The organism is Halomonas sp. DP1Y21-3, assembly GCF_019801245.1.
In the GTDB taxonomy this organism is placed as follows: Bacteria; Pseudomonadota; Gammaproteobacteria; order Pseudomonadales; family Halomonadaceae; genus Halomonas; species Halomonas litopenaei.
Genome location: NZ_JAHVJM010000002.1, coordinates 776,013 through 798,470 on the forward strand (window position 1 = coordinate 776,013; position 22,458 = coordinate 798,470).

General features: G+C 65.1%; 19 protein-coding genes. 3 read left to right on the forward strand and 16 right to left on the reverse strand.

Features of this window, described 5'->3' with window-relative positions:
* Nucleotides 1–119 precede the first annotated feature (119 nt).
* Together KUV74_RS08575 and KUV74_RS08580 are read right to left on the reverse strand one after the other, a co-directional pair.
* A complete protein-coding gene (locus tag KUV74_RS08575) occupies nt 120–1,769 on the reverse strand; it encodes a BCCT family transporter (protein WP_045991251.1) in 1,650 nt (549 codons plus the stop codon).
* 297 nt (nt 1,770–2,066) lie between these two features.
* A complete protein-coding gene (locus tag KUV74_RS08580; RefSeq protein ID WP_083970190.1) occupies nt 2,067–3,734 on the reverse strand; it encodes a BCCT family transporter in 1,668 nt (555 codons plus the stop codon).
* Between the two features lie 444 nt (nt 3,735–4,178).
* Here KUV74_RS08580 and KUV74_RS08585 point away from each other — a divergent pair, with 444 nt between their 5' ends.
* Nucleotides 4,179–5,174, forward strand: a complete 996-nt coding sequence (locus KUV74_RS08585; protein WP_222516101.1) for an LLM class flavin-dependent oxidoreductase — start codon at nt 4,179–4,181, stop codon at nt 5,172–5,174.
* Between the two features lie 31 nt (nt 5,175–5,205).
* On the opposite strand, the gene KUV74_RS08590 is transcribed toward KUV74_RS08585, so the two are convergent.
* The 10 genes from KUV74_RS08590 to KUV74_RS08635 form a co-directional block, all read right to left on the reverse strand.
* Nucleotides 5,206–6,777 carry an amidase gene (locus tag KUV74_RS08590; RefSeq protein WP_222516102.1) on the reverse strand — a complete coding sequence of 524 codons (1,572 nt, stop codon included), beginning with the start codon at nt 6,775–6,777 and terminating at the stop codon, nt 5,206–5,208.
* A 125-nt stretch (nt 6,778–6,902) separates the two neighbouring features.
* Complete coding sequence (gene xylB, locus KUV74_RS08595; RefSeq protein ID WP_222516103.1) at nt 6,903–8,375, reverse strand: xylulokinase; 1,473 nt, start codon at nt 8,373–8,375, stop codon at nt 6,903–6,905.
* Between the two features lie 61 nt (nt 8,376–8,436).
* Entirely contained in the window at nt 8,437–9,909 is a 1,473-nt protein-coding gene (locus KUV74_RS08600; RefSeq protein WP_222516104.1) for a mannitol dehydrogenase family protein, read from the reverse strand.
* Between the two features lie 60 nt (nt 9,910–9,969).
* Nucleotides 9,970–10,593, reverse strand: coding sequence for a nucleoside triphosphate hydrolase (locus KUV74_RS08605; protein WP_108132238.1), 624 nt, complete (start codon nt 10,591–10,593; stop codon nt 9,970–9,972).
* Between the two features lie 25 nt (nt 10,594–10,618).
* Nucleotides 10,619–11,422: an L-iditol 2-dehydrogenase gene (locus KUV74_RS08610; RefSeq protein ID WP_222516105.1), complete on the reverse strand. Its 804-nt coding sequence runs from the start codon at nt 11,420–11,422 to the stop codon at nt 10,619–10,621.
* Entirely contained in the window at nt 11,419–12,099 is a 681-nt protein-coding gene (locus KUV74_RS08615; protein WP_222516106.1) for an HAD family hydrolase, read from the reverse strand. The genes KUV74_RS08610 and KUV74_RS08615 overlap by 4 nt, the downstream gene beginning before the upstream one ends.
* A 9-nt stretch (nt 12,100–12,108) precedes the next feature.
* Complete coding sequence (locus KUV74_RS08620; protein ID WP_045991259.1) at nt 12,109–13,251, reverse strand: ABC transporter ATP-binding protein; 1,143 nt, start codon at nt 13,249–13,251, stop codon at nt 12,109–12,111.
* A gap of 155 nt (nt 13,252–13,406) precedes the next feature.
* Nucleotides 13,407–14,297, reverse strand: a complete 891-nt coding sequence (locus KUV74_RS08625) for a carbohydrate ABC transporter permease (protein WP_045991260.1) — start codon at nt 14,295–14,297, stop codon at nt 13,407–13,409.
* Between the two features lie 56 nt (nt 14,298–14,353).
* Nucleotides 14,354–15,244, reverse strand: a complete 891-nt coding sequence (locus tag KUV74_RS08630; RefSeq protein ID WP_045991261.1) for a carbohydrate ABC transporter permease — start codon at nt 15,242–15,244, stop codon at nt 14,354–14,356.
* 89 nt (nt 15,245–15,333) lie between these two features.
* On the reverse strand, nt 15,334–16,683 hold the full coding sequence (locus KUV74_RS08635; protein WP_108450158.1) for an ABC transporter substrate-binding protein: 1,350 nt from the start codon (nt 16,681–16,683) through the stop codon (nt 15,334–15,336).
* Between the two features lie 752 nt (nt 16,684–17,435).
* Between KUV74_RS08635 and KUV74_RS08640 the strand changes: the two genes are divergently transcribed.
* A complete protein-coding gene (locus KUV74_RS08640; RefSeq protein ID WP_222516107.1) occupies nt 17,436–17,906 on the forward strand; it encodes an MFS transporter in 471 nt (156 codons plus the stop codon).
* The gene (locus KUV74_RS08645; protein WP_222516108.1) at nt 17,843–18,742 is read left to right on the forward strand and encodes an MFS transporter; all 900 of its coding nucleotides are present in this window, start codon (nt 17,843–17,845) and stop codon (nt 18,740–18,742) included. The genes KUV74_RS08640 and KUV74_RS08645 overlap by 64 nt, the downstream gene beginning before the upstream one ends.
* A 150-nt stretch (nt 18,743–18,892) precedes the next feature.
* Here KUV74_RS08645 and KUV74_RS08650 read toward each other — a convergent pair whose 3' ends face one another.
* The 4 genes from KUV74_RS08650 to KUV74_RS08665 form a co-directional block, all read right to left on the reverse strand.
* Nucleotides 18,893–19,852, reverse strand: coding sequence for a sugar-binding transcriptional regulator (locus KUV74_RS08650; protein ID WP_222516109.1), 960 nt, complete (start codon nt 19,850–19,852; stop codon nt 18,893–18,895).
* Nucleotides 19,853–19,920: 68 nt separating this feature from the next.
* Nucleotides 19,921–21,276: a sensor histidine kinase gene (locus tag KUV74_RS08655; RefSeq protein WP_222516110.1), complete on the reverse strand. Its 1,356-nt coding sequence runs from the start codon at nt 21,274–21,276 to the stop codon at nt 19,921–19,923.
* A complete protein-coding gene (locus KUV74_RS08660; protein WP_222516111.1) occupies nt 21,273–21,950 on the reverse strand; it encodes a response regulator transcription factor in 678 nt (225 codons plus the stop codon). Before KUV74_RS08660 ends, KUV74_RS08655 begins: the two co-directional genes overlap by 4 nt.
* A gap of 48 nt (nt 21,951–21,998) precedes the next feature.
* The gene (locus tag KUV74_RS08665; RefSeq protein ID WP_261395205.1) at nt 21,999–22,388 is read right to left on the reverse strand and encodes a PepSY domain-containing protein; all 390 of its coding nucleotides are present in this window, start codon (nt 22,386–22,388) and stop codon (nt 21,999–22,001) included.
* Nucleotides 22,389–22,458: the final 70 nt, after the last annotated feature.

Here is a 22,458-nt window from a genome sequence, read left to right on the forward strand (position 1 = left end):
GCTTACGTCCTGGCACTCTTCCTGACTACCAATGCATCGTAGATACTGCATTTTGCGCCAAGTTTCGTTTGACGGTGCTCGCCCGGGGTCACAGATCGCCGGTGCCGGTCGACGTCACCTCAGTGGTTGATGCGCCGGTTGACCACGTTGGGGGCCCGCCGCAGACGCTCCTCCTCGGCCAGGTTGCCGGCCTCGAACGGATCCGCGCCCACCGGGGTCTCGCCATGCTGACGGTACAGCTGTGACAGCATGTTGCGGCGATCCGCCTGCAGCTCCTTGACCAGCACGAACATCATCCCGAACAGGATGAACGAGAACGGCAGGGCCGCCAGCACGGCGGCGGACTGCAGTCCCTTGAGCCCACCTGCAACGATCAGCGTCAGACAGATGGCGGCAATCAACAGCCCCCAGCAGATCCGCTTGTACAGCGGCGGAGCGATGGAGCCATGGTCGGTCATCTGGGCGACGATAAAGGAGGCGGAGTCTGCCGAGGTGACCAGAAAGATGAAGATCAGGATCATGGCGAGCACCGACAGCACCGTGGAAAACGGCATCAGGTCGAACATCTCGAACAGTGCCACGGTGATATTGTCCTGGGTGGCGGCGGCCAGGCCGGCATCACCGCCCAGCTCCATATGCAGGGCCGCCCCGCCGAACACCCCGATCCACAGACACGCCAGCAGCGGCGGCACCACCAGCACACCGAGTACGTACTCGCGAATGGTCCGTCCCCGCGAGACCCGAGCCACGAAGGTGCCGACAAAGGGCGACCAGGCGATCACCCACGCCCAGTAGAAGATGGTCCAGCTGGAAGCCCAGGGGTCATCGTTGTAGGGCGACATCTTGAGGCTCATGCCAATGAAGTTCTGCAGGTAGTCGCCGATGCCCAGGGTGATGGTCTCGAGGATCTTGACCGTGGGGCCGGTGAACAGCACGTACAGCATCATCGCGATGCACAGCGCCATATTGAGGTTGGACAATCGCTTGATGCCCTTGTCGAGCCCCGACCAGGTCGAGGCCATGTACGCCACGAACATCACCCCGAGGATACCCGCCTGCCAAAGGCCGCTTTCCGGCAGCCCGAAGACCGCATTGAGGCCACCATTGACCTGCAGTACCCCGAGTCCCAGCGAGGTCGCCACCCCCATCACCGTGGCGACCACGGCGAAGATGTCGAGCCAGTCGGTGTAGGGGCGCAGCGCCGGGCGCTTGGCGGTCATCGACGACAGCACCGAGGAGACCAGCCCGGCCTGGTCCTTGCGGAACTGGAAGTAGGCGATGATCAGCCCGACCAGCGAGAATGCCGCCCACTGGTGCACCCCCCAGTTGAAGTAGCTCATCTGGATGGCGTAGCGCGCCGCTTCCACGCTTTCGGCGGGGACCGCGCCATAGGGAGGCTCGGCGAAGTGGGTCATGGGCTCGGCCATGCCGTAGAACACCAGACCGACGCCGAAGCCGGCCGCCAGTAACATGCTGATCCAGGAAAAGGTGCCGTAGGTGGGGGTGCTATCCTGGGGCCCCAGGCGCACCTTGCCGTACTTGCTCATCGCCAGCGCCACCAGAAAGATGACGAAGGCGAACACCGCCATCAGGTAGAACCAGCCAAAGTAGTGGGTCACCTGGCTCAGCGCGGTGTTGGCGGCGTCACCGAAGGCGTCGGGGAAACTGGCGCCCACGGCGACCAGGGCGATGATGATAAGGGCAGATAGACGAAAGACGCGATCCTTGCCAGACAGCGGCAGGCGCTCCTGCAGCGCTCGACCGTTCATGGACACTCCTTGCCAGACGGCGGTCATGATGTGAGGGGCGTAGCACCCTAACAAAAGTCGGACTCTCCATCACGGTAGGCGAATATTCGATTCGGCACAAAAAATTGCCGGCACCCTGGGGTACCGGCAATAGTGCCGGAAATAGTGCCTCCAATAGCGCCGTCAGTTAACGACATAGCAGAAGGCCCGCCATGGGGCGGGCCTTCTGGTTTCCTGCGGTCAGGTCTGGCTCCGCCTGTCCCTTACCAGCCGGGGCTATCACAGACGGGTGATCGAGGCCCGGCCGCCGCCACGTGGTTACTGCGGTTTCGGTGTGGCCATCGCCTCGCTGGAGCCACCCTCCTCACTGTCATCCATTTTCAGCGCTTCCTCGGGGGGCTCCATGCCTTCGGTCTTGGCCTGGTCACGCGCCTCGAAGGCGTCTGCACCGACCGGCATCTCGCGGTAGTGCTGATAGAGACCGTCGAGCATCAGCTTGCGATCCTTGCGCAGCTCTCTCACCAGTACGATCACCATCATGTAGAGGATGAAGGTGAACGGCAGCGCCGACAGTACCGATGCCGACTGCAGTCCCTTGAGGCCGCCAGCGGCGATCAGCGTCAGGCAGATGGCGGCGATCAGCACACCCCACAGCACCCGCTTGTAGAGGGGAGGATTGATCGAGCCGTTGTCGGTCATCTGGGCAACGATATAGGACGCCGAGTCTGCCGAGGTCACCAGGAAGATGAAGATCAGCATCATCGCCATCACCGACAAGAGTCCCGAGAAGGGCATCAGATCGAACATCTCGAACAGCGCCACGGTGATGTTGTCCTGGGTCGCTTGGGCCAGGCCGAGGCCCTCGTTGGCCAGTTCCATATGGATGGCGGTGCCACCGAACACGCCCAGCCACAGGCAGGCCAGCAGTGGCGGCACGAACAGCACGCCGAACACGTACTCCTTGATGGTGCGCCCCTTGGAGATGCGCGCCACGAAGGTACCGACAAAGGGCGACCAGGCGATGACCCAGGCCCAGTAGAAGATGGTCCAGTTCTGGGCCCAGGGATTATCGTTGTAGGGCGACATGCGCAGGCTCATCACGAAGAAGTTCTGCAGGTAGTCGCCCAGTCCCAGGGTGATGGTCTCCAGCAGCTTGATGGTGGGGCCGGTCGCCAGCACGTAGACCATCATGGCGATACACATGATCATGTTGAGGTTGGACAGTCGCTTGATCCCCTTGTCCAGGCCCGACCAGGTGGATGCCATGTAGGCCAGGAACATGCAGAACAGGATGATGAACTGCCACAGGCCGTTCTCCGGGATGCCGAACACCGCGTGCAGGCCGCCGTTGGTCTGCAGCACGCCCAGCCCCAGCGAGGTCGCCACCCCCATCACCGTAGCCACCACGGCAAAGACGTCCAGGGCGCCGTTGAACTTGCGCAGCCCCGGTCGCTTGGCGGTCAGCGGACGCAGCACCACCGACACCAGGCCCGCCTGCTCCTTGCGAAACTGGTAGTAGGCGATGATCAAGCCCACCAGGGCGAAGGCCGCCCACTGATGAATCCCCCAGTTGAAGAAGCTGTACTGAATCGCGTAGCGGGCCGACTCCGCGCTTTCCGGCGTCATGTCGGCGTAGGGTGGTGCAATATAGTGGGTCATGGGCTCGGCCATGCCGTAGAACACCAGGCCAACCCCGAAGCCGGCCGCCAGCAGCATGCTGACCCAGGAAAAGAAGCCGTATTCTGGCTTGCCGTCCTGCGGCCCCAGGCGCACCTTGCCGTACTTGCTCACGGCAAGGCCGAGCAGAAATACCACGATGCCGGTGACCGACAGCAGATAGAACCAGCCAAAATAGTGGGATACGCCTCCCAGGGCGCGACTGGCGACTTCGCCGAAACCTTCAGGGAACATGGCCCCCAGGGCCACCAGGATCAGGATGATGATCGCGGAGACGTAAAAGACCCGCTGTCCTTCATTGCGTTGCATATCGCCTTCCTTTTGTTCGACTGCTTGTTGGAAGGCCTGTGCAGCGCCGCTCCGGCGAAGACCACGCTCGGACGCTCCTTATCGAACGCTTCTGCCCGGGCATTCGCCGAGCAGCCTTTGCAGACCCGTACTTTGATAACCGTTAGGTTGTTATCTATCATCCCCGGGCAGCCCACCGATCCGGCTTGGCACTAAGCTGACACTGGACTGCCACTGGAGAGTCGAAGCACCGATGAGGCACCTCGGTGACATCATAGTGAACTTCGCCACCAAGACAGCGGAATCCACCACCCGCCAGTCGGCGCAGCAAAACATCCGCCAAATTCGTCGTCTCAGGTACGAATTTTCCCGGCCAAAAGCCCGGCTACAGGCACGGCCAGAAACCCGGCCAGAAACCTGACCAAGAACCCGGCCAGAAACTCGGCCCAAGAAAAGGAGAGCCCCATGGCCCGTCTCGACACTACGCCCCTTTCGGTCCTGGACCTGGCGCCGATCCGGGATGGAGGCACCGTCGCCGACAGCTTCCACGACAGCGTTGCCCTCGCCCGCCTGAGCGAATCGCTTGGCTTCACCCGCTACTGGCTGGCCGAACATCATGGGCTGGAGGGGATCGCCAGCGCGGCGACCTCGGTACTGATCGGACACCTGGCGGAGAAGACCTCACACATCCGCGTGGGCAGCGGCGGCATCATGCTGCCGAACCATCCACCGCTGGTGATCGCCGAACAGTTCGGCACCCTGGAGACGCTCTATCCGGGCCGCATCGATCTGGGGCTGGGCCGGGCGCCGGGCTCGGACGCGGCCACCATGGCGGCGATGCGCCGCGATCCACACGCTGGCGTCGAGGACTTCCCCCAGCGTCTGGCCGAACTGGAAGGCTTTCTTGGCGATGCCCGACCGGAGCAGCGGGTCCGGGCGGTGCCCGGCCAGGGCACCCGAGTACCGATCTGGCTGTTGGGCTCGAGCCTGTACAGCGCCCAGCTGGCCGCCCACAAGGGGCTGCCCTTTGCCTTCGCCGCCCAGTTCGCCCCGGCCCAGCTCGACGAAGCGCTGGCCATCTATCGCCGCGACTTCCGCCCCTCCGAGGTGCTCGCGGCGCCCTACGCCATGGTCGGTCTGCCGGTGCTGGCCGCCGCCACGGACGAGCGCGCCGACTACCTCGCCAGCACCGCAAGGCAGAAGTTTCTGGGCCTGATTCGCGGCCAGCGCGGACGCGCCCGGCCACCGGTGGCGACGCTGGACTGGAACCCCATGGAGCGCGCCCAGGTGGAAGGGTTTCTTGGCGCCGCGGTGATCGGCAGCCCGGCGACGGTGCGCGACGGTCTGGAGCGCCTGCTAGAACGCACCCAGGCGGATGAACTGATGATCAACACCGACACCTATGCCCTGGAGGATCGCCTCGAGAGCTACCGCCTGGTCGCTGAGGTATGGCAGGGCTGAGCCCCGCCAGGCAACGTGGCGCGACGGGGACTCAACGCGGCGGGTGAGCCCCGGGCGTACGCCATTCGGGCTCGCGCTCGAGCCAGTCGGGAGCGGCCTGCTCGAAGGCATGAGCCCAGCGCAGCAGGTCGCGATCACGACGATGGGGAGCGATGAGCTGGACGCCCATGGCCTGGCCGCGCGGGTTGAAGCCTGCGGGCAGATTGATCACCGGGCACCCCGACAGGGAGCCGGCGATCACCACCTCCATCCAGCGATGGTAGCTGTCCATCGTTCGCCCGGCGATCTGCCCGGGCCAGGGTGTGTCGACGTCGAAGGCAAATACCTGGGCGCTGGGCAGGGCCAGCGCATCGAAGCGCTCGAACAGTCCGAGCAGGCAGGCGTACCAGGCACTGCGCTCGACGTTGGCACGGTGCACATCCAGCGCCGTTCGGCCCATGCCCTGCTCGACCTCCCAGCAGGCCTCGGGCTTGAGCTGGCAACGACGGCTATCGTCGGCCCAGACCTCTGACAGACTGCCCGCCACCGCCCACTGGCGCAGCACCAGCCAGCTTTGCCACAGCCGCTCGGGTGCCATCTCCGGCACCACCGGCTCGACCCGAGCACCGAGGCGCTCGAACACCGACAGCGCTCCCTGACAGACGTCCAGCACACCCTCTTCCATCGCCAGGTAGCCCTGCCAGTCGCCGAGCCAGCCGATACGCAGGCCCGACGCCGCGTCAGCGTCATCGAACGGATCGGCGAGACGCTCGGGATCATCGGCGAGTGACAGGGGAGCGCGGGGGTGGGCCCCGGCCTGGGTCGCCAGCAGCCTGGCAAGGTCGCCGACGCTGCGCGCCATGGGCCCTTCGGTGGCCAGCTGATGGCCGAAGATATCAGGGCCTGGACCATGGGGAACGCGACCGAAGGAAGGCCTCAACCCGAACAGGTTGTGGTAGGCGGCAGGGTTTCGCAAAGACCCCATCATGTCGCTGCCATCGGCCACCGGCAGCATGCGCATGGCCAGGGCGGCAGCGGCCCCGCCGCTGGAGCCACCGGCGCACAGGGCGGGATCGAAGGCGTTGCGGGTCGCGCCGAAGACGCGGTTGTAGGTCTGGGAACCGAGGCCAAACTCCGGCGTGTTGGTCTTGCCGACAAAGATGGCGCCGGCCTCGCGCATCCGCCTGACCATGATGCCGTCCTGCGGCGGCACCTGACCCTTGAACAAGGGCGAGCCCATCGAGGTCGGCAGGTCACGCGTGGCCGAAAGGTCCTTGATCGCCTGGGGAATGCCGTGGAGCCAGCCGCGAGAGCGCCCCGCCGCCAGTTCGCGGTCGCGCTCCCCGGCCTCGTCCATCAGCACCTCGTGGTCTCGGCGAGAGACGATGGCGTTGACCACCGGGTTGGCCGCGTCGATCTGTGCCAGGTAGGCGTCCATCACCTCGCGGCAACTAAGCTCTCGTGCATGGATCGCCCGGGACAAGGCGAGCGCCCCCAGGGCCAGGATCTCGCGCTGGGCAGGGCTGGTGGCGCCCTCGCCCACGGACGGAGCAGAGGATGAAGCGCCGGGCGGTGAGGTGGGCGAATCAGACGGTAAAGGTGACGATGGCGGTGGAATAGGCATGGCGTCCTCGCTGCACGGCATTGAGACGAGCGGGCTGGCCCGACTTGCTCCAACGCTAGCCGGCAGAGCCTCAGCTGTCATCTATGCAAGAGCCTCAGCGGTCATCCATGCAAGAGCCTCAGCTTTCATCCATGCAGACGATCGAGGGCGACCAGCCAGCCCAGGTAGACCTCGCCATAGCGCTTGACTCGGCCTGCGTCGGGCTCGGCCCGGGAGCCTTCATCCAGCTGGACCAGCGCCTGGCACAGCTCGTCCAGCTCGCCCTCCCTGGCACACCAGGCCGCCTGGATGGCGCCGCCAAGAGCGGCGGCGTCGGTCACCCGGGGGCACACCACCTCGGTGGCGGTGATGTCCGCCACCATCTGGCGCCAGGCGGCGCTGTGGGCGCCGCCGCCGATCAGCCGAATCTGGCGTGCCTGGTCGGCCAGCGGCCCCATCAGGTCAAGGCCGTAGCGCAGACAGAAGGTAGCGCCCTCCACCACCGCGCGACACAGATGGGCGGGGCTGGTGTTGCGGCTGGTCAGGCCGAGAAAGGAGGCGCTGGCCTCGGGCAGGCTCGGTACCCGTTCGCCGTTGAAGAACGGCAAGACCGTCACGCCATCGGCGCCCACAGGCGCCTGGGCCAGGGCCTGGTTGAACCCCGCCAGGTCGAGACCGAACAGCTCACGCACGCGATTGGTGGCCGAGGTGGTGTTCATGGTGCAGACCAGCGGCAGCCAGCCCGCGTGGCTGGCGCAGAAGTTGGCGACCATGGCCGAATCGGCCAGCACCGGGTGATCGGAGTGGGCGCAGACGGTGCCCGAGGTGCCAAGGCTCATGGTCACCTTGCCCGGCATGATGTTGCCGGTGCCGATGGCGCCGAGCATATTGTCTCCGCCGCCGCTGGCGACCGCGACGCCTGGGGAAAGCCCCAGCTCCCGGGCCAGCACCGGCCGGACCTGCCCTGCCGTGTCGCGGGAATCGATCAGTCTTGGCAGCGCCCGGGCCGGGTCTAGCTCCGGGGCGATCAGCTTCCACACCTCATCACTCCAGCACCGTGAGCGGCTATCGAAATAACCGGTACCCGAGGCGTCGCCCGCCTCGCTGACACGCTCGCCGGTCAACCACAGATTGAGGTAGTCGTGGGGCAACAGCACGCCATCCACGCGATCATAGATGTCGCGATGGTGCTCGCGAAGCCAGGCCACCTTGGAGGCGGTGTAGCCGGTCTGAGGCACCAGGCCGAGCCGCGCCAGGCAGCCCTCTTCCCCGCCCATAGCGCCGATCAGGGCCTGGTTGTGGGCATGGGTCTCGGTATCGCACCACAGCTTGGCCGGGTACAGCACCTGGTCCCTGGCATCCAGCGCCACCATGCCATGCTGCTGGCCGGAGACACCGATGCCGCGGATATCGCCGGCGCTGACACCGGCGGACTCGATCGCCGCGTGGAAGGCGCCGATAAAGGCCTCGATCCACTGTGCCGGGTCCTGCTCGCGCCGTCCTCTGGCGCCCTCGATCATGCGGTGGGGTCGACTGGCCTCGCCGATGGTGGCGCCACGCGCCAAATCCACCACCACCACCTTGGTGCTCTGGGTGCCACAATCCACACCGAGATACATGAAAAGATTCCTCGTTGGCGCATCGACACGGTGCGTCGAAGCCGACGCGCTCACCGGTGGGTCAGGACGCCAGCGCCTCCAGGGTCGCCCTGGCGCCCTTGTCCTGCAACAGCTTCAGCGCCTCGACGTAGGCCACCACGAAGCGCGGCGAGTCGGCGAGATCCCCGAACAGCTCACGATTCTCGATAAAGGCGGTGGGGTGCTCGCGCTGGGAACCGGCGAGCTCGGTCAGCCGATCCTTCCAGCGATCGACGATCGCGATGGGCTGGCCCTGCTCGTCCACGCCTTCGGCGTAGCGCGCCCAGCTTGCCACCACCGCGGCAGAACGCTTGAGTTCGCCGCCGTGTTCGAGCTGGTGACGAATGACCGGCAACAGCCACTTCGGGATTCGGTCCGAGCTTTCAGCACAAAGCCGCGATAGCGTGTCCCGCACCTCGGGATTGGCGAAGCGCTCGATCAGGGTGTGCCGGTACTGATCGAGATCGACGCCAGGGACCGGAGGCAGTGTCGGGCTGCCCTCCTCGGCCATGTAGCCAAGCAGGAAGTCGATGAACAGCGGGTCCTGACAGACCTCATGGGCGTAACGATAGCCGGCCAGATAGCCGACATAGCAAAGCGCCTGGTGGCCTGCGTTGAGCAACCTGAGCTTCATCAGCTCGTAGGGCTCGACGTCCTCGACCAGCTGCACGCCGACCTCATCAAACGCCGGTCGGTCACTGGCAAAATGATCCTCCAGCACCCATTGGGTGAAGGGTTCGCAGATCACCGGCCAGGCGTCTTCCAGTCCGAAGCGCTCGGAAAGCTCCTCGATGTCGCCCGGCGTGGTCATCGGCGTGATGCGATCGACCATTGAACTGGGGAAAGGCACTTCCGCCTCGACGTACTGCCCGAGCGCGCGATCACGAGCGTAGGCAAAGGCCGTGAACATGCGCCTCGCCACCTCGCCGTTGCCCGGGATGTTGTCGCAGGACATCACCGTGAAGGGCGGGATGCCGCGCTCGCGCCGGCGCTCGATCGCCGCCACGATCAGGCCAAAACTGGTACGCGGACGCTCGGGATTGCACAGGTCATACACCACCTCGGCGGCATCGAGATCGAACTCGCCGGTGACCGGGTGGACGTTGTAGCCGCCCTCGGTCACCGTCAACGAGACGATCCGGATGGTCGGGTCCGACAGTGTCTCTATCACCGCCTCGGGGTCGTCCGGCGCGAACCGGTAATCGATGATCGAACCGATGACGCGGGGTTCCAGCGCGCCATCGGGATGCTTGACCACCAGGGTATAGAGGTGGTCCTGGCTGGCCAGCGCCTCCTGCATGCGCTTGTCGCCTGGCATCACGCCGATGCCGACGATACCCCAGTCATGGGCCTGCCCGGCTTCCATCAGACGATCCAGGTACATGGCCTGATGGGCCCGATGAAAACCGCCGACGCCGAAATGGGCGATGCCCGGTGTCAGCGCCCGACGATCGTAGCTGGGCACCGAGATATGCGGAGCGAGGCCAGCCAGTTCCGCGTTGCAAAGTCGTGTCATGAAGGCTCTCCGCCAGATGAACAATGAGAAAGCAGAGCCGCTTTCCAAAAATGGGATTGGCTAGTGCCAGTGGAGATCGGCGGTGATCGAGCGGGTCTTGATCAGGCGCGCGTTGAGCATGTCCTTGTCCCGGGTCTTGGCGATGGCCCCGGCCTGGTCCTGGCCCATGCCGAGCCAGCGCTCGATCAATCGCTGCTCGAGCACCGTATCGGCGACCTCGAGAAACAGGCTGAAGTCGAAGTAGTCCGCCAGCGCCGGCCAGGGCCCGTGATCCAGCAGCAGGTAGTTGCCCTCGACGATCAGCACCCGATGACCGGGCGTGATCACCCGAGCACCGGCACGCGCCAGGTCCAGCGGTCGGTCGAATACCGGTACGGCCACGTCCCGGTCGGCTCGCTTCAGCCGCGCCAGGTCATGGCGCAGGCCATCCACATCGAAGGTTTCCGGCGCGCCCTTGATGGGCAGCAGCCCCTGCGATTCCAGCACGCCGTTGTCGAAGTGATAGCCATCCATGGGCACCACCTCGGCGACGCCGGGTTGCCGCTCGTTGAGCTGACGCGCCAGCCAGGCGGAGCGAAAGGACTTGCCGGCCCCCGGCGGGCCGGCCAGAGCAACGATATAGCGCGCCCTGCCCTCGCTGCGCGTCAGCAGTTCGTCAGCGATCGCTTCCATGGTGGGGGTCATCTGTCACCTCGCTCGTGCCCGTGGCTCAACTCATCCAATTGCCGCCATCGACGTTCAGGGTCTGGGCGATGACATAGTCGCTGTCGGCGCTGGCCAGAAACACCGCAGCGCCGGCGTAATCGTCCGGTCGCCCCATGCGGCCACAGGGTACCGCCTCGCCGACCAGTCGCTTCTTCTCGCCGAGGGGGCGTCCCTCGTAGCGGGCGAACAGGGCGTCGACCTCGTCCCACATGGGGGTATCGACCACCCCCGGGGCGATAGCGTTGACACGGATACCGTGGCGAATCAGGTCCAGCGCGCAGGACTGGGTCAGACTGATCACCGCTGCCTTGGTGGCGCAGTAGGTGCTGACCAGAGGCTCGCCACGCCGCCCGGCCTGGGAGGCCATATTGATGACGACACCGCCACGTTTCGCCTCGACCATGGCCCTGGCCACCGCCTGCAGGGTGAAGAACAGTCCCTTGACGTTGACCGCGAACTGGCGCTCGAAGTCGGCCTCATCCACCTCGAGCACCGGCGCCATGCCAAATACCGCCGCATTATTGACCAGCACGTCGATAGCGCCAAAACGTTTCTCTACCTTTCGAACCATAGCAGTGATGGCGGCGTTGTCGCGGACATCCAGCGCAGTACCCATCGCGCGCTCGCGGTCGAAGCCTTCCAGCGCCTCGTCGATGGCCTCGCTGTCGAGATCGGCGATCACCACGCGCGCGCCCTCCTCGGCGTAACGCCGGGCGATGGCGAGCCCGATCCCGCGTGCACCACCGGTGATCACGGCGGTCTTGTCCTGGAGCTTGCCCGCCACCGGGCCAACAGAGGCGTCTTTCATGCGCTGGCCTGCTGACGCTGCTGCCAGTTGGACACCAGGGCGGGCAGTTGCGCCATATGGGTCATCACCTGCCACACACCGAGTTGGCTCAGCCGTTCGGCGTGATCGGTTGGCAGATGGCTTGCCCCGACGAAGCCGATGACCGTCATGCCGGCGGCCAGGGCGGCGCTGGCACCGGCGATGGAGTCCTCGACCACCAGGCAGGCACCAGGGCTGACCCCCAGGGTCTCGGCGGCCAGCAGGTAGACGCCGGGATCGGGCTTGGGCTTGTCGACCTGCTCGGCACAGAAGATCGGCGCCGTGTCCAGTACCTGATCCAGACCGGTACGCGACAACGAGGCGACGACCCGCTGACGACGACTGTTGGAGACCACCGCCTTGGCACCGGGAATCGCCGACAGCGCCTGCGCCACGCCATCGATGGCGGTGAGTTCGCGAGCGAGGCGGGCTTCGATCTCGTCGTCGAGCAGGGCCAGCGCGTCCTTGGGCAGCGCGTGGGCGCTCTGGCCGTCGAGAAGTTCGAGAATCGCCGCGGTGGTGCGGCCCAGGGCTTCATTCAGGGCCGCCTCTACGTCGAGGTCGGGTAGCCACTCGGCCAGCCGCTCGGCCAGGGTCGCCTCGGCGATCACCTCACTGTCCACCAGCACGCCATCGCAGTCGAAGATCAGGGTCGTCATGGTCGCTCCTCAGGCTTCCGCGGTACTGGCGGCACGATTGTCCTGGCGGGTCAGAGATGCCAGCGGGTGACGCTCCAGACTTGCCAGCGCCAGACCCTGCTCACCGAACAGATGTGCCCGGCCCGGCTCGAAGCCGAAGCGGATCTCGTCTCCCACCCGGTGGGTCACGTCGCCATCCACCATCAGCGTCAGCAAGTCGCCGTCCATCTCCACGTACAGCGAGGTCTGTCCGCCCAGCCGCTCGATCACGCTGACGCTGGCCTTCAGCGGTCCCTGGTCGTCGAGCATCAGATGCTCGGGACGGATGCCGAGCTCCAGCGCCTGGCCCTGGGCCACCTCGTCGCCTTCCACCGGCACCTTGACGGTATCGCCGCCCGGCACACGCACCTCGACCCCCTGGGCGTCGCCGGCAACGGCCTCGACCTTCAGGAAGTTCATCTTGGGCGAGCCGATGAACCCCGCCACGAAACGATTGCGCGGATGGTGATACAGCTCCATCGGCGAGCCGACCTGTTCCACCACGCCGCCCTGGAGCACCACGATCTTGTCGGCCATGGTCATGGCCTCGATCTGATCGTGGGTCACATAGATCATGGTCGCCTTGAGCTCTTCGTGCAGACGCGCCAGTTCGATGCGCATCTGTACTCGAAGCGCCGCGTCCAGGTTGGACAATGGCTCGTCGAACAGGAAGATGCTGGGGTTGCGCACGATGGCGCGGCCGATCGCCACACGCTGGCGCTGACCGCCGGAAAGCGCCTTGGGCTTGCGCTCGAGCAGGGGCTCCAGCTGCAGGATCTTCGCCGCGTCCAGCACTTTCTGGCGGCGTTCCTGCTGGGACACCCCCGCCAGCTTGAGGCTGAAGCCCATGTTGTCCTCCACCGTCATGTGGGGGTACAGCGCATAGCTCTGGAACACCATGGCCAGCCCCCGCTCCGCCGGCCCCAGGTCGTTGACCCGCTGGCCGTCGATGACGATATCGCCGTCACTGGTGCTTTCGAGTCCCGCGATCATCCGCAAAAGGGTCGACTTGCCGCAGCCGGATGGGCCGACGAAGACCACGAATTCCTGGTCCTTGACCTCCAGATCGACGCCCTTGATGACGTGGGTGTCGCCGAAGCTCTTGACCACCTGGTTGAGTGTCAGTGTTGCCATCTTGTTGTCCTCGAAGTTCTGTCAGGGGCGCCTCGGCGCCGCCTGGAATATCTGTCTGGTGGTGCGTCGTTCACCGCGCCGAAGGTCAGACCACGGACCATTTGTTTCTGGGCTTGTGAAGAGCGCCAGCCGAAGCTTCTCGTCGATCAGTTCGCTCACTTCACCGCGCCGAAGGTCAGACCACGGACCATTTGCTTTTGCGTGAGCCATCCAAAAATCAGGATCGGCGCGATGGCCATGGTCGAGGCCGCCGACAGCTTGGCCCAGAACAGTCCCTCGGGGCTGGAGAAGGAAGCGATGTAGGCGGTCAACGGCGCCGCCTGAGAGGTGGTCAGGTTCAGGCTCCAGAAGGCCTCGTTCCAGCTCAGGATCACCGACAGCAATCCGGTGGAAGCGATCCCCGGCAGGGTCAGCGGCAGCAGCAGGTACCACACCTCCTGGAAGGTGCTGGCACCGTCCATGCGGCCCGCTTCCAGAATCTCCCTGGGCAGGTCCTTGAAGAAGGTGTAAAGCATCCACACCACGATCGGCAGGTTCATCAAGGTGTAGACGATGGTCAGGCCGATGCGGGTATCGAGCAGGCCGAAGTCGCGAAACAGCAGATAGATCGGTACCAGCACGCCCACCGAGGGCAGCATCTTGGTGGACAGCATCCACAGCAGGGTGCCCTTGGTGCGCTTGGTCGGCAAAAAGGCCATGGCATAGGCCGAGGGCACCGCGATCAACAGCGCCAGCAGGGTCGAACCAAAGGAAACGACAACACTGTTCCAGGCGAACTTGAGATAGTCGGCCCGCTCCTGTACCTCGACATAGCTTTCCAGCGTCGGGGTGAAGATCAGACTGGGATCGGCGATGGCCTCGGCTTCGGTCTTGAAGCCGGTGACGATCATCCAGAAGATCGGAAAGAATATGATCAGGGCCACGCCCCAGCCCAGCAGGGTGATGCCGAACTTGCGCCTGCGCTGGGCGCGCAGGGCCGAGGCACCTCGCCCGGCGTCGGCGACCGGCGCCTTGACGCTGTCGCCGGTGGTAGTGGTGGTGGTCATGTGGTGCACCTCGTCAGCTTGTTGTTGGTCGATGGGTCGTCAGCGGCCGCAAGGCGCTACTGCTCGAGGTTCTTGGCCACCATGCGCACCAGGAAGATGGCGACGATGTTGGCCAGGATGATGGCGATGACGCCGCCGGCGGAGGCGGTGCCCACGTCGAAGTCGAGCAGCGCGCGGATGTAGATCAGGTAGGCCAGGTTGGTGGTGGCCAGCCCCGGTCCACCCGAGGTGGTGACGAAGATTTCGGCAAAGATCGTCAGCAGGAAGATCATCTCGATCATCACCACCACGCTGATGGCACGCTTCAGGTGCGGCAGGGTGATGTAGAAGAAGATCGCCACCGGGCCCGCACCATCCATGCGTGCTGCCTCGACCTGATCGTCATCCAGCGACTGCATCGCGGTCAGCAGGATCAGCAGCGCAAAGGGCAGCCACTGCCAGGACACGATGATGATGATCGAGGTCAGCGGCAGGCTCGAGAACCAGTCCACCGCCGGCAGCCCCAGGCTCTCGGCGAGCCAGGCGAATACGCCGTTGGCCGGGTGCATCATCATGTTCTTCCACACCAGGGCGCTGACCGTGGGCATCACGAAGAACGGCGAGATCGCCAGCACTCGGGCGACGCCGCGCCCCATGAAGTCCTGCTGGAACAGCACCGCCAGCAGGGTGCCACCGACCACGGTGATGGCCAGTACCCAGCCCACCAGCAGCAGGGTGGTGCCCATCGCCGACCACAGCGCCGGGTCGGTCAGCAGGTATTCGTAGTTCTCGAAACCGGCAAAGCCGGTCATGCTCGGCATCAACAGGTTGTAGCGCTGAAACGAGAACCAGACGGTCATCGCCAGCGGCACGATCATCCACAGCAGCAGCAGAGTAACGGCCGGCGCCTGCAGCGAGAGGGTGCGAAGCCCTCCGACGGTGCGCCCGGAAGTACGGTTCTTGTTCATGGGAGATCACGCTTGGTCAGGCCTGCGGGGTAAGTCCGCAGGCGATCGGAGCCAGGGGCCGACCGTGGAGGCCGGCCCACGAACGAGCTTCAGTCGGTATAGCCGGCGCGCTTCATGGTGCGCTCGGTGGCCCGCTGGGCGGCGGACAACGCCTGCTCGACGCTGGTCTCGCCGGTCAGGGCCGAGGCCACCATCTGGCCGACCTGGGTGCCGATGGCCTGGAACTCGGGGATGCCGACGAACTGGACGCCCACGTAGGGGTTCGGCTCGAGGCTCGAGTCGAGCGGGTCGGCCTTGCTGATGGCGTCGACCACGAAGCTGGCGAAGGGCGCGGCCTCGATGTACTCGGCGTTGTCGTAGGTGGACTGGCGGGTGCCGGGGGGCACGCTGGTCCAGCCTTCACGCTCGCCGACCAAGGCCACGTACTCAGGCGAGGTGGCCCAGGTCACGAACTGACGAGCCGCATCCTTGGCATCCGAAGAAGCGGGGATGGCCAGCGCCCAGGCCCACAGCCAGTGAGAGCCCTTGGGGGTCTCGGCCACCGGCGCCGGGGCGAAGCCAAGCTGGTCGGCGACCTGGGACTCATCGGCATCGAACAGCTTGCCCGCCGCCGAGGTGGCGTCCACCCACATGGCGCAGTTGCCGCGCGAGAACAGCGCCAGGTTTTCGTTGAAGCCGTTGGAGCTGGCACCGGCCGGACCGTAGTTGTCGAGCAGGTCGACGTAGAAGGCGACCGCCTCCTGCCAGGCCGGGCTGTCGATCTGGGCGTTCCAGTCCATGTCGAACCAGCGGCCGCCGAAGGTGTTGGTCAGGGTGGAAACGAAGGCCATGTTCTCGCCCCAGCCCGGCTTGCCACGCAGACAGATGCCGGCCACTTCGCCGTCGTCGTCGTGCAGGGCTTCTGCCCAGTCACGCACCTGGCTCCAGGTGGGCTGCTCGGGCATCTCGATACCGGCCTCGGCGAACAGATCCTTGCGGTAGTAGAGCATCGAGCTTTCGGCGTAGAACGGCAGCGCGTAGAGGCTACCTTCGTGACTCAGGCCATCGCGCACGGGTCCCAGCAGGTCATCGACCTGATAGCTCTCGGGCAGATCATCCAGCGGCTCGAGCCAGCCCCGCTCGGCCCAGATCGGGGCCTCGTAACTGCCGATGGTCATGACGTCGAACTGGCCACCCTGGGTGGCGATATCCGTGGTCATGCGCTGACGCAGCACGTTCTCTTCCAGTACCACCCAGTCGAGGGTGATGTCCGGATGCGCCTTCTCGAACGCTTCGGTCAGGCTCTGCATGATCACCATGTCGTTGTTGTTGACGGTAGCCACGGTGATGGTCTCGGCCTGGGCGGCTGACGCGCCCAGCGACAGCACCAGCGCACTTGCCGGCACCAGCGGCCTGGACAGCGCCGCGCAAAGAGGACGGAGGGTGTAAGACGGCTTCATGGCGCACTCCTGATCGTTACCCGCTTGGCGGGGATATTGTTGTACCGCCGACGCGAATCCTCGGACTCGTCGTGGTGGTCGGGCATTGCGTGCATCCGAGCAAGCCAACGCTGCGGATACCTCACCCAGAAAATGATCAATCAAATCACTTGATGATCAAATGATCGAACACAGCCACACAAAACGCAAAGCCGATAGCTTTAGACTTTAGCGGTACACGGACGCCTTTCAGCCCCTGCCCCGGCAACCACTCATCGACGTAAATCAGCCAAACGTCTGGCCTTCACCGAGCTCGCACAAAACAGCAAATATTAGATATTCAGCCCCTTCATTACCTTGTTGTTTAAAGGCTTTTCATCTTCCCATGGTATTTTCCCGCCCTTGGCTTCAGCCTGGCCCCTTACCTCGAAAAGCCGTTGTAACAGTCAGCACTTTCTTTAAAATCAATCGACTAACCCAATCCTCCCCTTATTTTCCATATATAGAAATCTTATTCCCTATATGGAATAAAATTGACGCTCTCAGACCCGCCTCCTAGGCTTCGATCGATCGCTGATCCGGCAGTTCGATGCGTCCTTTGCGGCACTTCTGCAGATCCACCGCGCGACCTGTCATTTATTTCCCTGCCTTCTCGTCCGGTGCCCCGGGGCCCTTGCGTGAAGCGCCGGCCAGGGCCTCGCCGAGCATGCCTGCAGGCCCCACGCCACCACGCATGCCACGCCAATCGATCCTGGATCGAGGGAGCCACAACAATGACAGACCACGCTGCTCTGCCTCCGGCCATCGCCAACAAGTCCAATCGCAAGCGCTACTTCCAGTTCAGTCTGATGCTGCTGGCGGCAGGGTCCATCTATCCCCTGCTCTACCTGCGCCAGAATTTCGAAACACCGATCCTCGAGGTCTTCAACATCACCTCGAGTGAACTCGGTAACTTCTATTCCATGCTGGGTGTCGTATTCTTCCTGTGCTACCTGCCCAGCGGCTGGCTCGCCGACAAGTTCTCGCCCCGCCTGCTGGTGACGGTCTCCATGGCCGGCACCGGGCTGCTCGGATTACTGTTCGCGACCATCCCTTCCGGCGTCATGCTGACGATGGTCTTTCTCGGCTGGGGACTGACCTCGGGGCTGACCTTCTGGTCGGCGATGCTGAAGGGGGGAAGATGCTGGCCAAGAAAGACGAGCAGGGCCGCTTCTTCGGTATCCTCGATGGCGGGCGCGGACTGATCGAGGCGATCCTGGCAACCATTGCGATCAGCCTGTTCGCCTACTACCTCAACGACCAGCAGGACAACACCACCGAGGCGCTCAAGGTGGTGGTCTACATGTATTCGTTCACCTGTCTGGTGATCGCCGCCTTGACCTTCATCTTCTTCACTCGCCATGACGGCTCCGAGATACGCGCCAAGAAGATCAAGACCAGCGGCAATGTACTCGCCGACCTCAAGCATCTGGCGTCGATTCCGGCGCTGTGGCTGGTTGCGCTTATCATCCTGTGCGGCTACCAGCTGTTCTGGGCGACCTATTCCTTCTCGGCCTATGTCCAGGAGGGATATGGCGTCACCGCCGTCGCCGCCGGCGCCATCACCGTGGCCAAGCTGTGGATGCGCCCTATCGGCGGCATCACCGCCGGCTTTCTCGGTGACCGCTTCGGCAAGACCAATGTGCTGGCACTGCTGTTTCTAGGCGCCACCGCCTTTCTGGCCACCTTGATCCTGATGCCGACCTCGGTAGGCACGGTGGCCTTGCTGGCGGTGGTGCTGATGATCGGTGTGCTCACCTATGCGTTGCGCGGACTGTACTGGGCGATACTCGACGACTGCGATATTTCCATGGAGGTGGCGGGACTGGCCATCGGCGTAATCTCGCTGCTCGCCTACACCCCGGACATCTTCCTGCCGCAGATCTACGGCTTCCTGTCGGCACGCTTCGAGGCGGTCACCGCCTACCAGCTGTACTTCGGCTACATCGCCTGCATGGGCATCGTCGGGATGCTGGCATCGCTCAAGCTCAAGGCGATCACCGCACGCAAGGAGCAGCAGTTGCAGCACCAGCAGGCGTGAAGGCATGAAGGCCAGATCCACACGAAGTGACGAAGCAGCGCGTCAGACAACACCCTCGCGCCCCGGCAAGCCGCCGGGGCGCGAGGGTGTCAGGAAGGGGCCAGGAAGGGGGCCAGGCAAAGGCGCTCGACGATACAGCAGCCGTGCTGCCTAGATGTGCGAGGAAAGGCGCTCGACGATATAGCGCGCCGCTTGATCGTCGGTGATCAGACTGGTCAGCCAGCCGCCGCGCAGCGCGGCCAGGATGGCCGGCCCCTTGTCGCGGCCACCGGCCACCGCCACCATCGCCTGACGCTTCAGCGTGGTCAGCGGCAGGCTGGTCACTCGCTGACTGGTGGAGCAGTCGATCAACCGGCCATCGGCATCCATCGGCCAGCCCACCAGCTCTCCCACGGCGTCCAGCGCCAGCAGCTCGTCGAGTTCCGACTCGCTGATGAAATGATCCTGAAACAGCGTCGCCTGGCGATCGATCCGCCCTACCCCGACGAAGGCCGCGCTGGCCTGCTCGGCCACCTCGCCGATGGCGCGGAACAGCGGCTGTGCCGCCAGCGCCCGCTTCTCCTCGACCGAACTGGCGACCACCGGCGTCGGCAGCAGGTAGCGCTCGCCACCGGTCTTGTCCGCCGCCACCATAACCCCGTCGTAGCGGTTGGACGAGCCGTCCCTGGCCACGTTACCGACCAGCGAGACGAAGCGATGACGTGGACGGTCGATCCGGCTCAGGGCCTCCACGGTCGCACGAATCGAGCGGCCGGAGCCCAGCGACAGGGTCTGCGGCTCGCTGCGCTCGATGATGCGTGACAGACGCTCGGCGCCGGCCACCGCCAGGTAGGGGGTACTGTCCTCGGCGGTGGCGGACGCAGGCACCACGTCGCAGTAGTCCAGTTCGAAGCGTTCACGGATGGCCTGGGACAGTGCGGTGCAGTGGGCCACGGGGTGGTCGATATGGACCTTGACCAGGCCTTCCTGCCTGGCCAGCGCCAGCAGTCGCTGCACGCCCGGCCGGGAGACCCCAAGCTGTGCGGCGATCTCATCCTGCGTCTGTCCACCCACATAGGAAAGCCAGGCGGCTCGTGCGGCCTGGTCCAGCTTGACCTCGAACTTGTCCACGCATCGTCTCTCTGGCTGATCGTACAGCCTGCATCATCGCAAGCCAGGGACACCGGCACAACGCGGGCTTACTCGGCCGGCGTCTTTTCCAGCAAGCCGCCGGGCAGCGTGACGCTTACCCTCAGTCCACCGAGCGCCGCGCGATCCAGGGTCATCGTACCGCCGTACAGTGACACCAGTTCCTCGACGATGGAAAGCCCCAGCCCACTGCCGGGGCGGCGCTCATCCAGACGCACGCCGCGCTTGAGTACCGCCTCACGCTCTTGCGCGCTCATGCCCGGACCGTCATCTTCCAGACGCAGGCGCACGCTGTCCCCTTCGAGCCAGAGATCGAGCTCGACCCGGGTGCGCGCCCAGTCGATGGCGTTCTCCAGCAGGTTGCCGGTCAGCTCCTGCAGATCGTTGGGATCGATGCGCAGCGCCAGCCCATCCGCCACGCGGGTCTCGAGACGGATACCGCGACGCGTGGCCAGCCGAGACAGGCCGTCCAGCACCGGCGCCAGCACCCTGGCCAGACGTACCCTGGCGGCCAGGGCGGCGCTGCCGACGGCGCTGGCACGGGCCAGGTGGTGGCGCACGGCAGCATCGATACGTCCTAGCTCCTGGCGCATCCTGGCTCGCTCGGTCTCGGGAAGGCGTTCCGCCTGGGTCATCAATACGCTGACCGGCGTCTTGAGCGCGTGGGCCAGATTGCCGGCGGTGGCGCGACCTCGCTCGATCAGCCGCCGGTCATGGTCGAGCACCTCGTTCATGGTCACCGCCAGTTCCGCGAGTTCGGTCGGCAGCCGGGTATCGAGGCGCTCCCGCTGGCCGCCCTTGACCGCCGCCAGATCCGCGTGAAGCGACCTCAAGGGCGCCAGCCCCCAGCGGATCTGCAGCGCCAGACCGGTCAGCAACAGCACGCCGAGTCCAAGCAGCGACAGCCATAGCAGCCATTCGAAGCGTGCCACTTCAGCATCGAGCTCCTGACGGCTGACCGCCAGGCTGACGTGAACGGGGTGGGGATGCCCCGACAGCCTGAGGGAACGCTCGACCAGCCTCAGCCGCTGCCCACGAGGCCCTTCGATGGTGCGCCAGACGGTGTCTGGGGAGGCGGTGATCGGCAGGCGCTGATCCCACAGCGAACGCGAGCCCCGGGAAAGGCGCTCGCCGTCGCTGATCTGCCAGTACCAACCGGAGAACACCTGATCGAAGCGCGCATCGCCGAGACTGTCGTTGACCACCAGGGCACCGCTCTGGGGGTCTCGATCCAGGGCCGCCAGCAGCACCCGGTGCATCGACGACAGGCGTTCGTCGAACGAGGCCGAGGCGGATTCGCGAAAGCTGTAGGACAGCCCACCGCCGACCAGCGGCAGGATCACCAGCACCAGCACCAGCGACGCCAGCAGCAGCCGCCGGGTCAGCGAACCGCGCGGCGGCGTCACGGCGCATCCTCTCCCGCCGGGGTCACCAGGCGATAGCCCTCGCAGCGCCGTGTCTCGATCCGCTCGCTGCCGAGCTTGCGCCGCAGGCGACTTATCTGGACGTCGATCACGTTGGAATCGGGTTCATGGTCACGGTCGTAGACGTGCTCGGCCAGCTCGGCGCGACTGACCACCCGCTCGCGGGCATGCATCAGGTAGGACAACAACCGTGACTCCTGAGCCGTCACCGCCACCGGCCTGCCGGCCAGCGTCACGGCCCCCGTGTGGGTGTCGAAGCTGAGCGCCCCGGCGCTGAGCACCGGGTGGGCGTGGCCGTGGCTGCGGCGCACCAGGGCCCGCAGCCGAAACATGACTTCGGCGGTCTCGAAGGGTTTGGTGACGTAGTCGTCGGCCCCGGCAGAAAAGCCCGCAGCCTTGTCGGACCAGCGCTCTCGCGCGGTCAGCACCAGCACCGGCAGGTCGATGTCGTCGTCGCGCCACTGGGCCAGCCAGCGCGTGCCATCGCCATCCGGCAGTCCCAGGTCGAGCACGACTGCGTCGTAGCGCTCGGTGCGCAGCAGAAAATCCGCCTCGCCTCCGGTCGCCGCGACCTCCACCAGCAGCCCGCCTTCCTCGAGGGAGGCGGCGAGCGCTTCGCTCAGCGCCTGGTCATCCTCGACCAGCAGAATCTTCATGCCACGCCTCCTCCGGCGTCATCCCTGTATTGCGGTGATCCCCGCGGGCTAGTCGGCATCGCGCGGCGAGGGGCGCTGCATGGCATCGATGCCAACCCCTTCGATGCTCAACAGCTCACCACTGCCTGCGTCGAACTCGAACTCCACGACCTGTCCCTGGGCGCCGACCAGTTCGATCTCGTAGAGGATTCTGCCGTCGTCACGTTCGAGCTCCACTTCGAGCACCTGCCCGTCGTAGCGCTCATCGAGCCAGTCCAGCAGCGTCGGCAACGCCACCAGCCGGCCTTCACGCACCTCCTGGTGCAAGTCACGCCAGTCGTCATCCGCGCGGGCGAAACCGATTCCCAGCGACTCGCTCGCCAGCGCCGCGAGGCTGACGTCGTCGCTCGGGCGCGGGGCCTGGGCCAGGCTCGCGGCCATCACGGACGTGCATAGCAAGAAAAGTGTCTTGGAGGTCATGAGGCGAAGTCTGACCCACTGCAGATGAATGAAAGATGAACGATCCCGT

Excerpts from the sequence above, each read along its gene's own strand:
- KUV74_RS08620 (WP_045991259.1), bottom strand. The coding sequence starts at position 13,251 with ATGGCAACACTGACACTCAACCAGGTGGTCAAGAGCTTCGGCGACACC.
- xylB (WP_222516103.1), bottom strand. The coding sequence starts at position 8,375 with ATGTATCTCGGTGTGGATTGTGGCACCCAGAGCACCAAGGTGGTGGTG.
- KUV74_RS08590 (WP_222516102.1), bottom strand. The coding sequence starts at position 6,777 with ATGCCTATTCCACCGCCATCGTCACCTTTACCGTCTGATTCGCCCACC.
- KUV74_RS08630 (WP_045991261.1), bottom strand. The coding sequence starts at position 15,244 with ATGAACAAGAACCGTACTTCCGGGCGCACCGTCGGAGGGCTTCGCACC.
- KUV74_RS08610 (WP_222516105.1), bottom strand. The coding sequence starts at position 11,422 with ATGAAAGACGCCTCTGTTGGCCCGGTGGCGGGCAAGCTCCAGGACAAG.
- KUV74_RS08575 (WP_045991251.1), bottom strand. The coding sequence starts at position 1,769 with ATGAACGGTCGAGCGCTGCAGGAGCGCCTGCCGCTGTCTGGCAAGGAT.
- KUV74_RS08625 (WP_045991260.1), bottom strand. The coding sequence starts at position 14,297 with ATGACCACCACCACTACCACCGGCGACAGCGTCAAGGCGCCGGTCGCC.
- KUV74_RS08585 (WP_222516101.1), top strand. The coding sequence starts at position 4,179 with ATGGCCCGTCTCGACACTACGCCCCTTTCGGTCCTGGACCTGGCGCCG.
- KUV74_RS08600 (WP_222516104.1), bottom strand. The coding sequence starts at position 9,909 with ATGACACGACTTTGCAACGCGGAACTGGCTGGCCTCGCTCCGCATATC.
- KUV74_RS08615 (WP_222516106.1), bottom strand. The coding sequence starts at position 12,099 with ATGACGACCCTGATCTTCGACTGCGATGGCGTGCTGGTGGACAGTGAG.
- KUV74_RS08580 (WP_083970190.1), bottom strand. The coding sequence starts at position 3,734 with ATGCAACGCAATGAAGGACAGCGGGTCTTTTACGTCTCCGCGATCATC.
- KUV74_RS08605 (WP_108132238.1), bottom strand. The coding sequence starts at position 10,593 with ATGACCCCCACCATGGAAGCGATCGCTGACGAACTGCTGACGCGCAGC.
- KUV74_RS08645 (WP_222516108.1), top strand. The coding sequence starts at position 17,843 with ATGCTGGCCAAGAAAGACGAGCAGGGCCGCTTCTTCGGTATCCTCGAT.
- KUV74_RS08635 (WP_108450158.1), bottom strand. The coding sequence starts at position 16,683 with ATGAAGCCGTCTTACACCCTCCGTCCTCTTTGCGCGGCGCTGTCCAGG.
- KUV74_RS08640 (WP_222516107.1), top strand. The coding sequence starts at position 17,436 with ATGACAGACCACGCTGCTCTGCCTCCGGCCATCGCCAACAAGTCCAAT.
- KUV74_RS08660 (WP_222516111.1), bottom strand. The coding sequence starts at position 21,950 with ATGAAGATTCTGCTGGTCGAGGATGACCAGGCGCTGAGCGAAGCGCTC.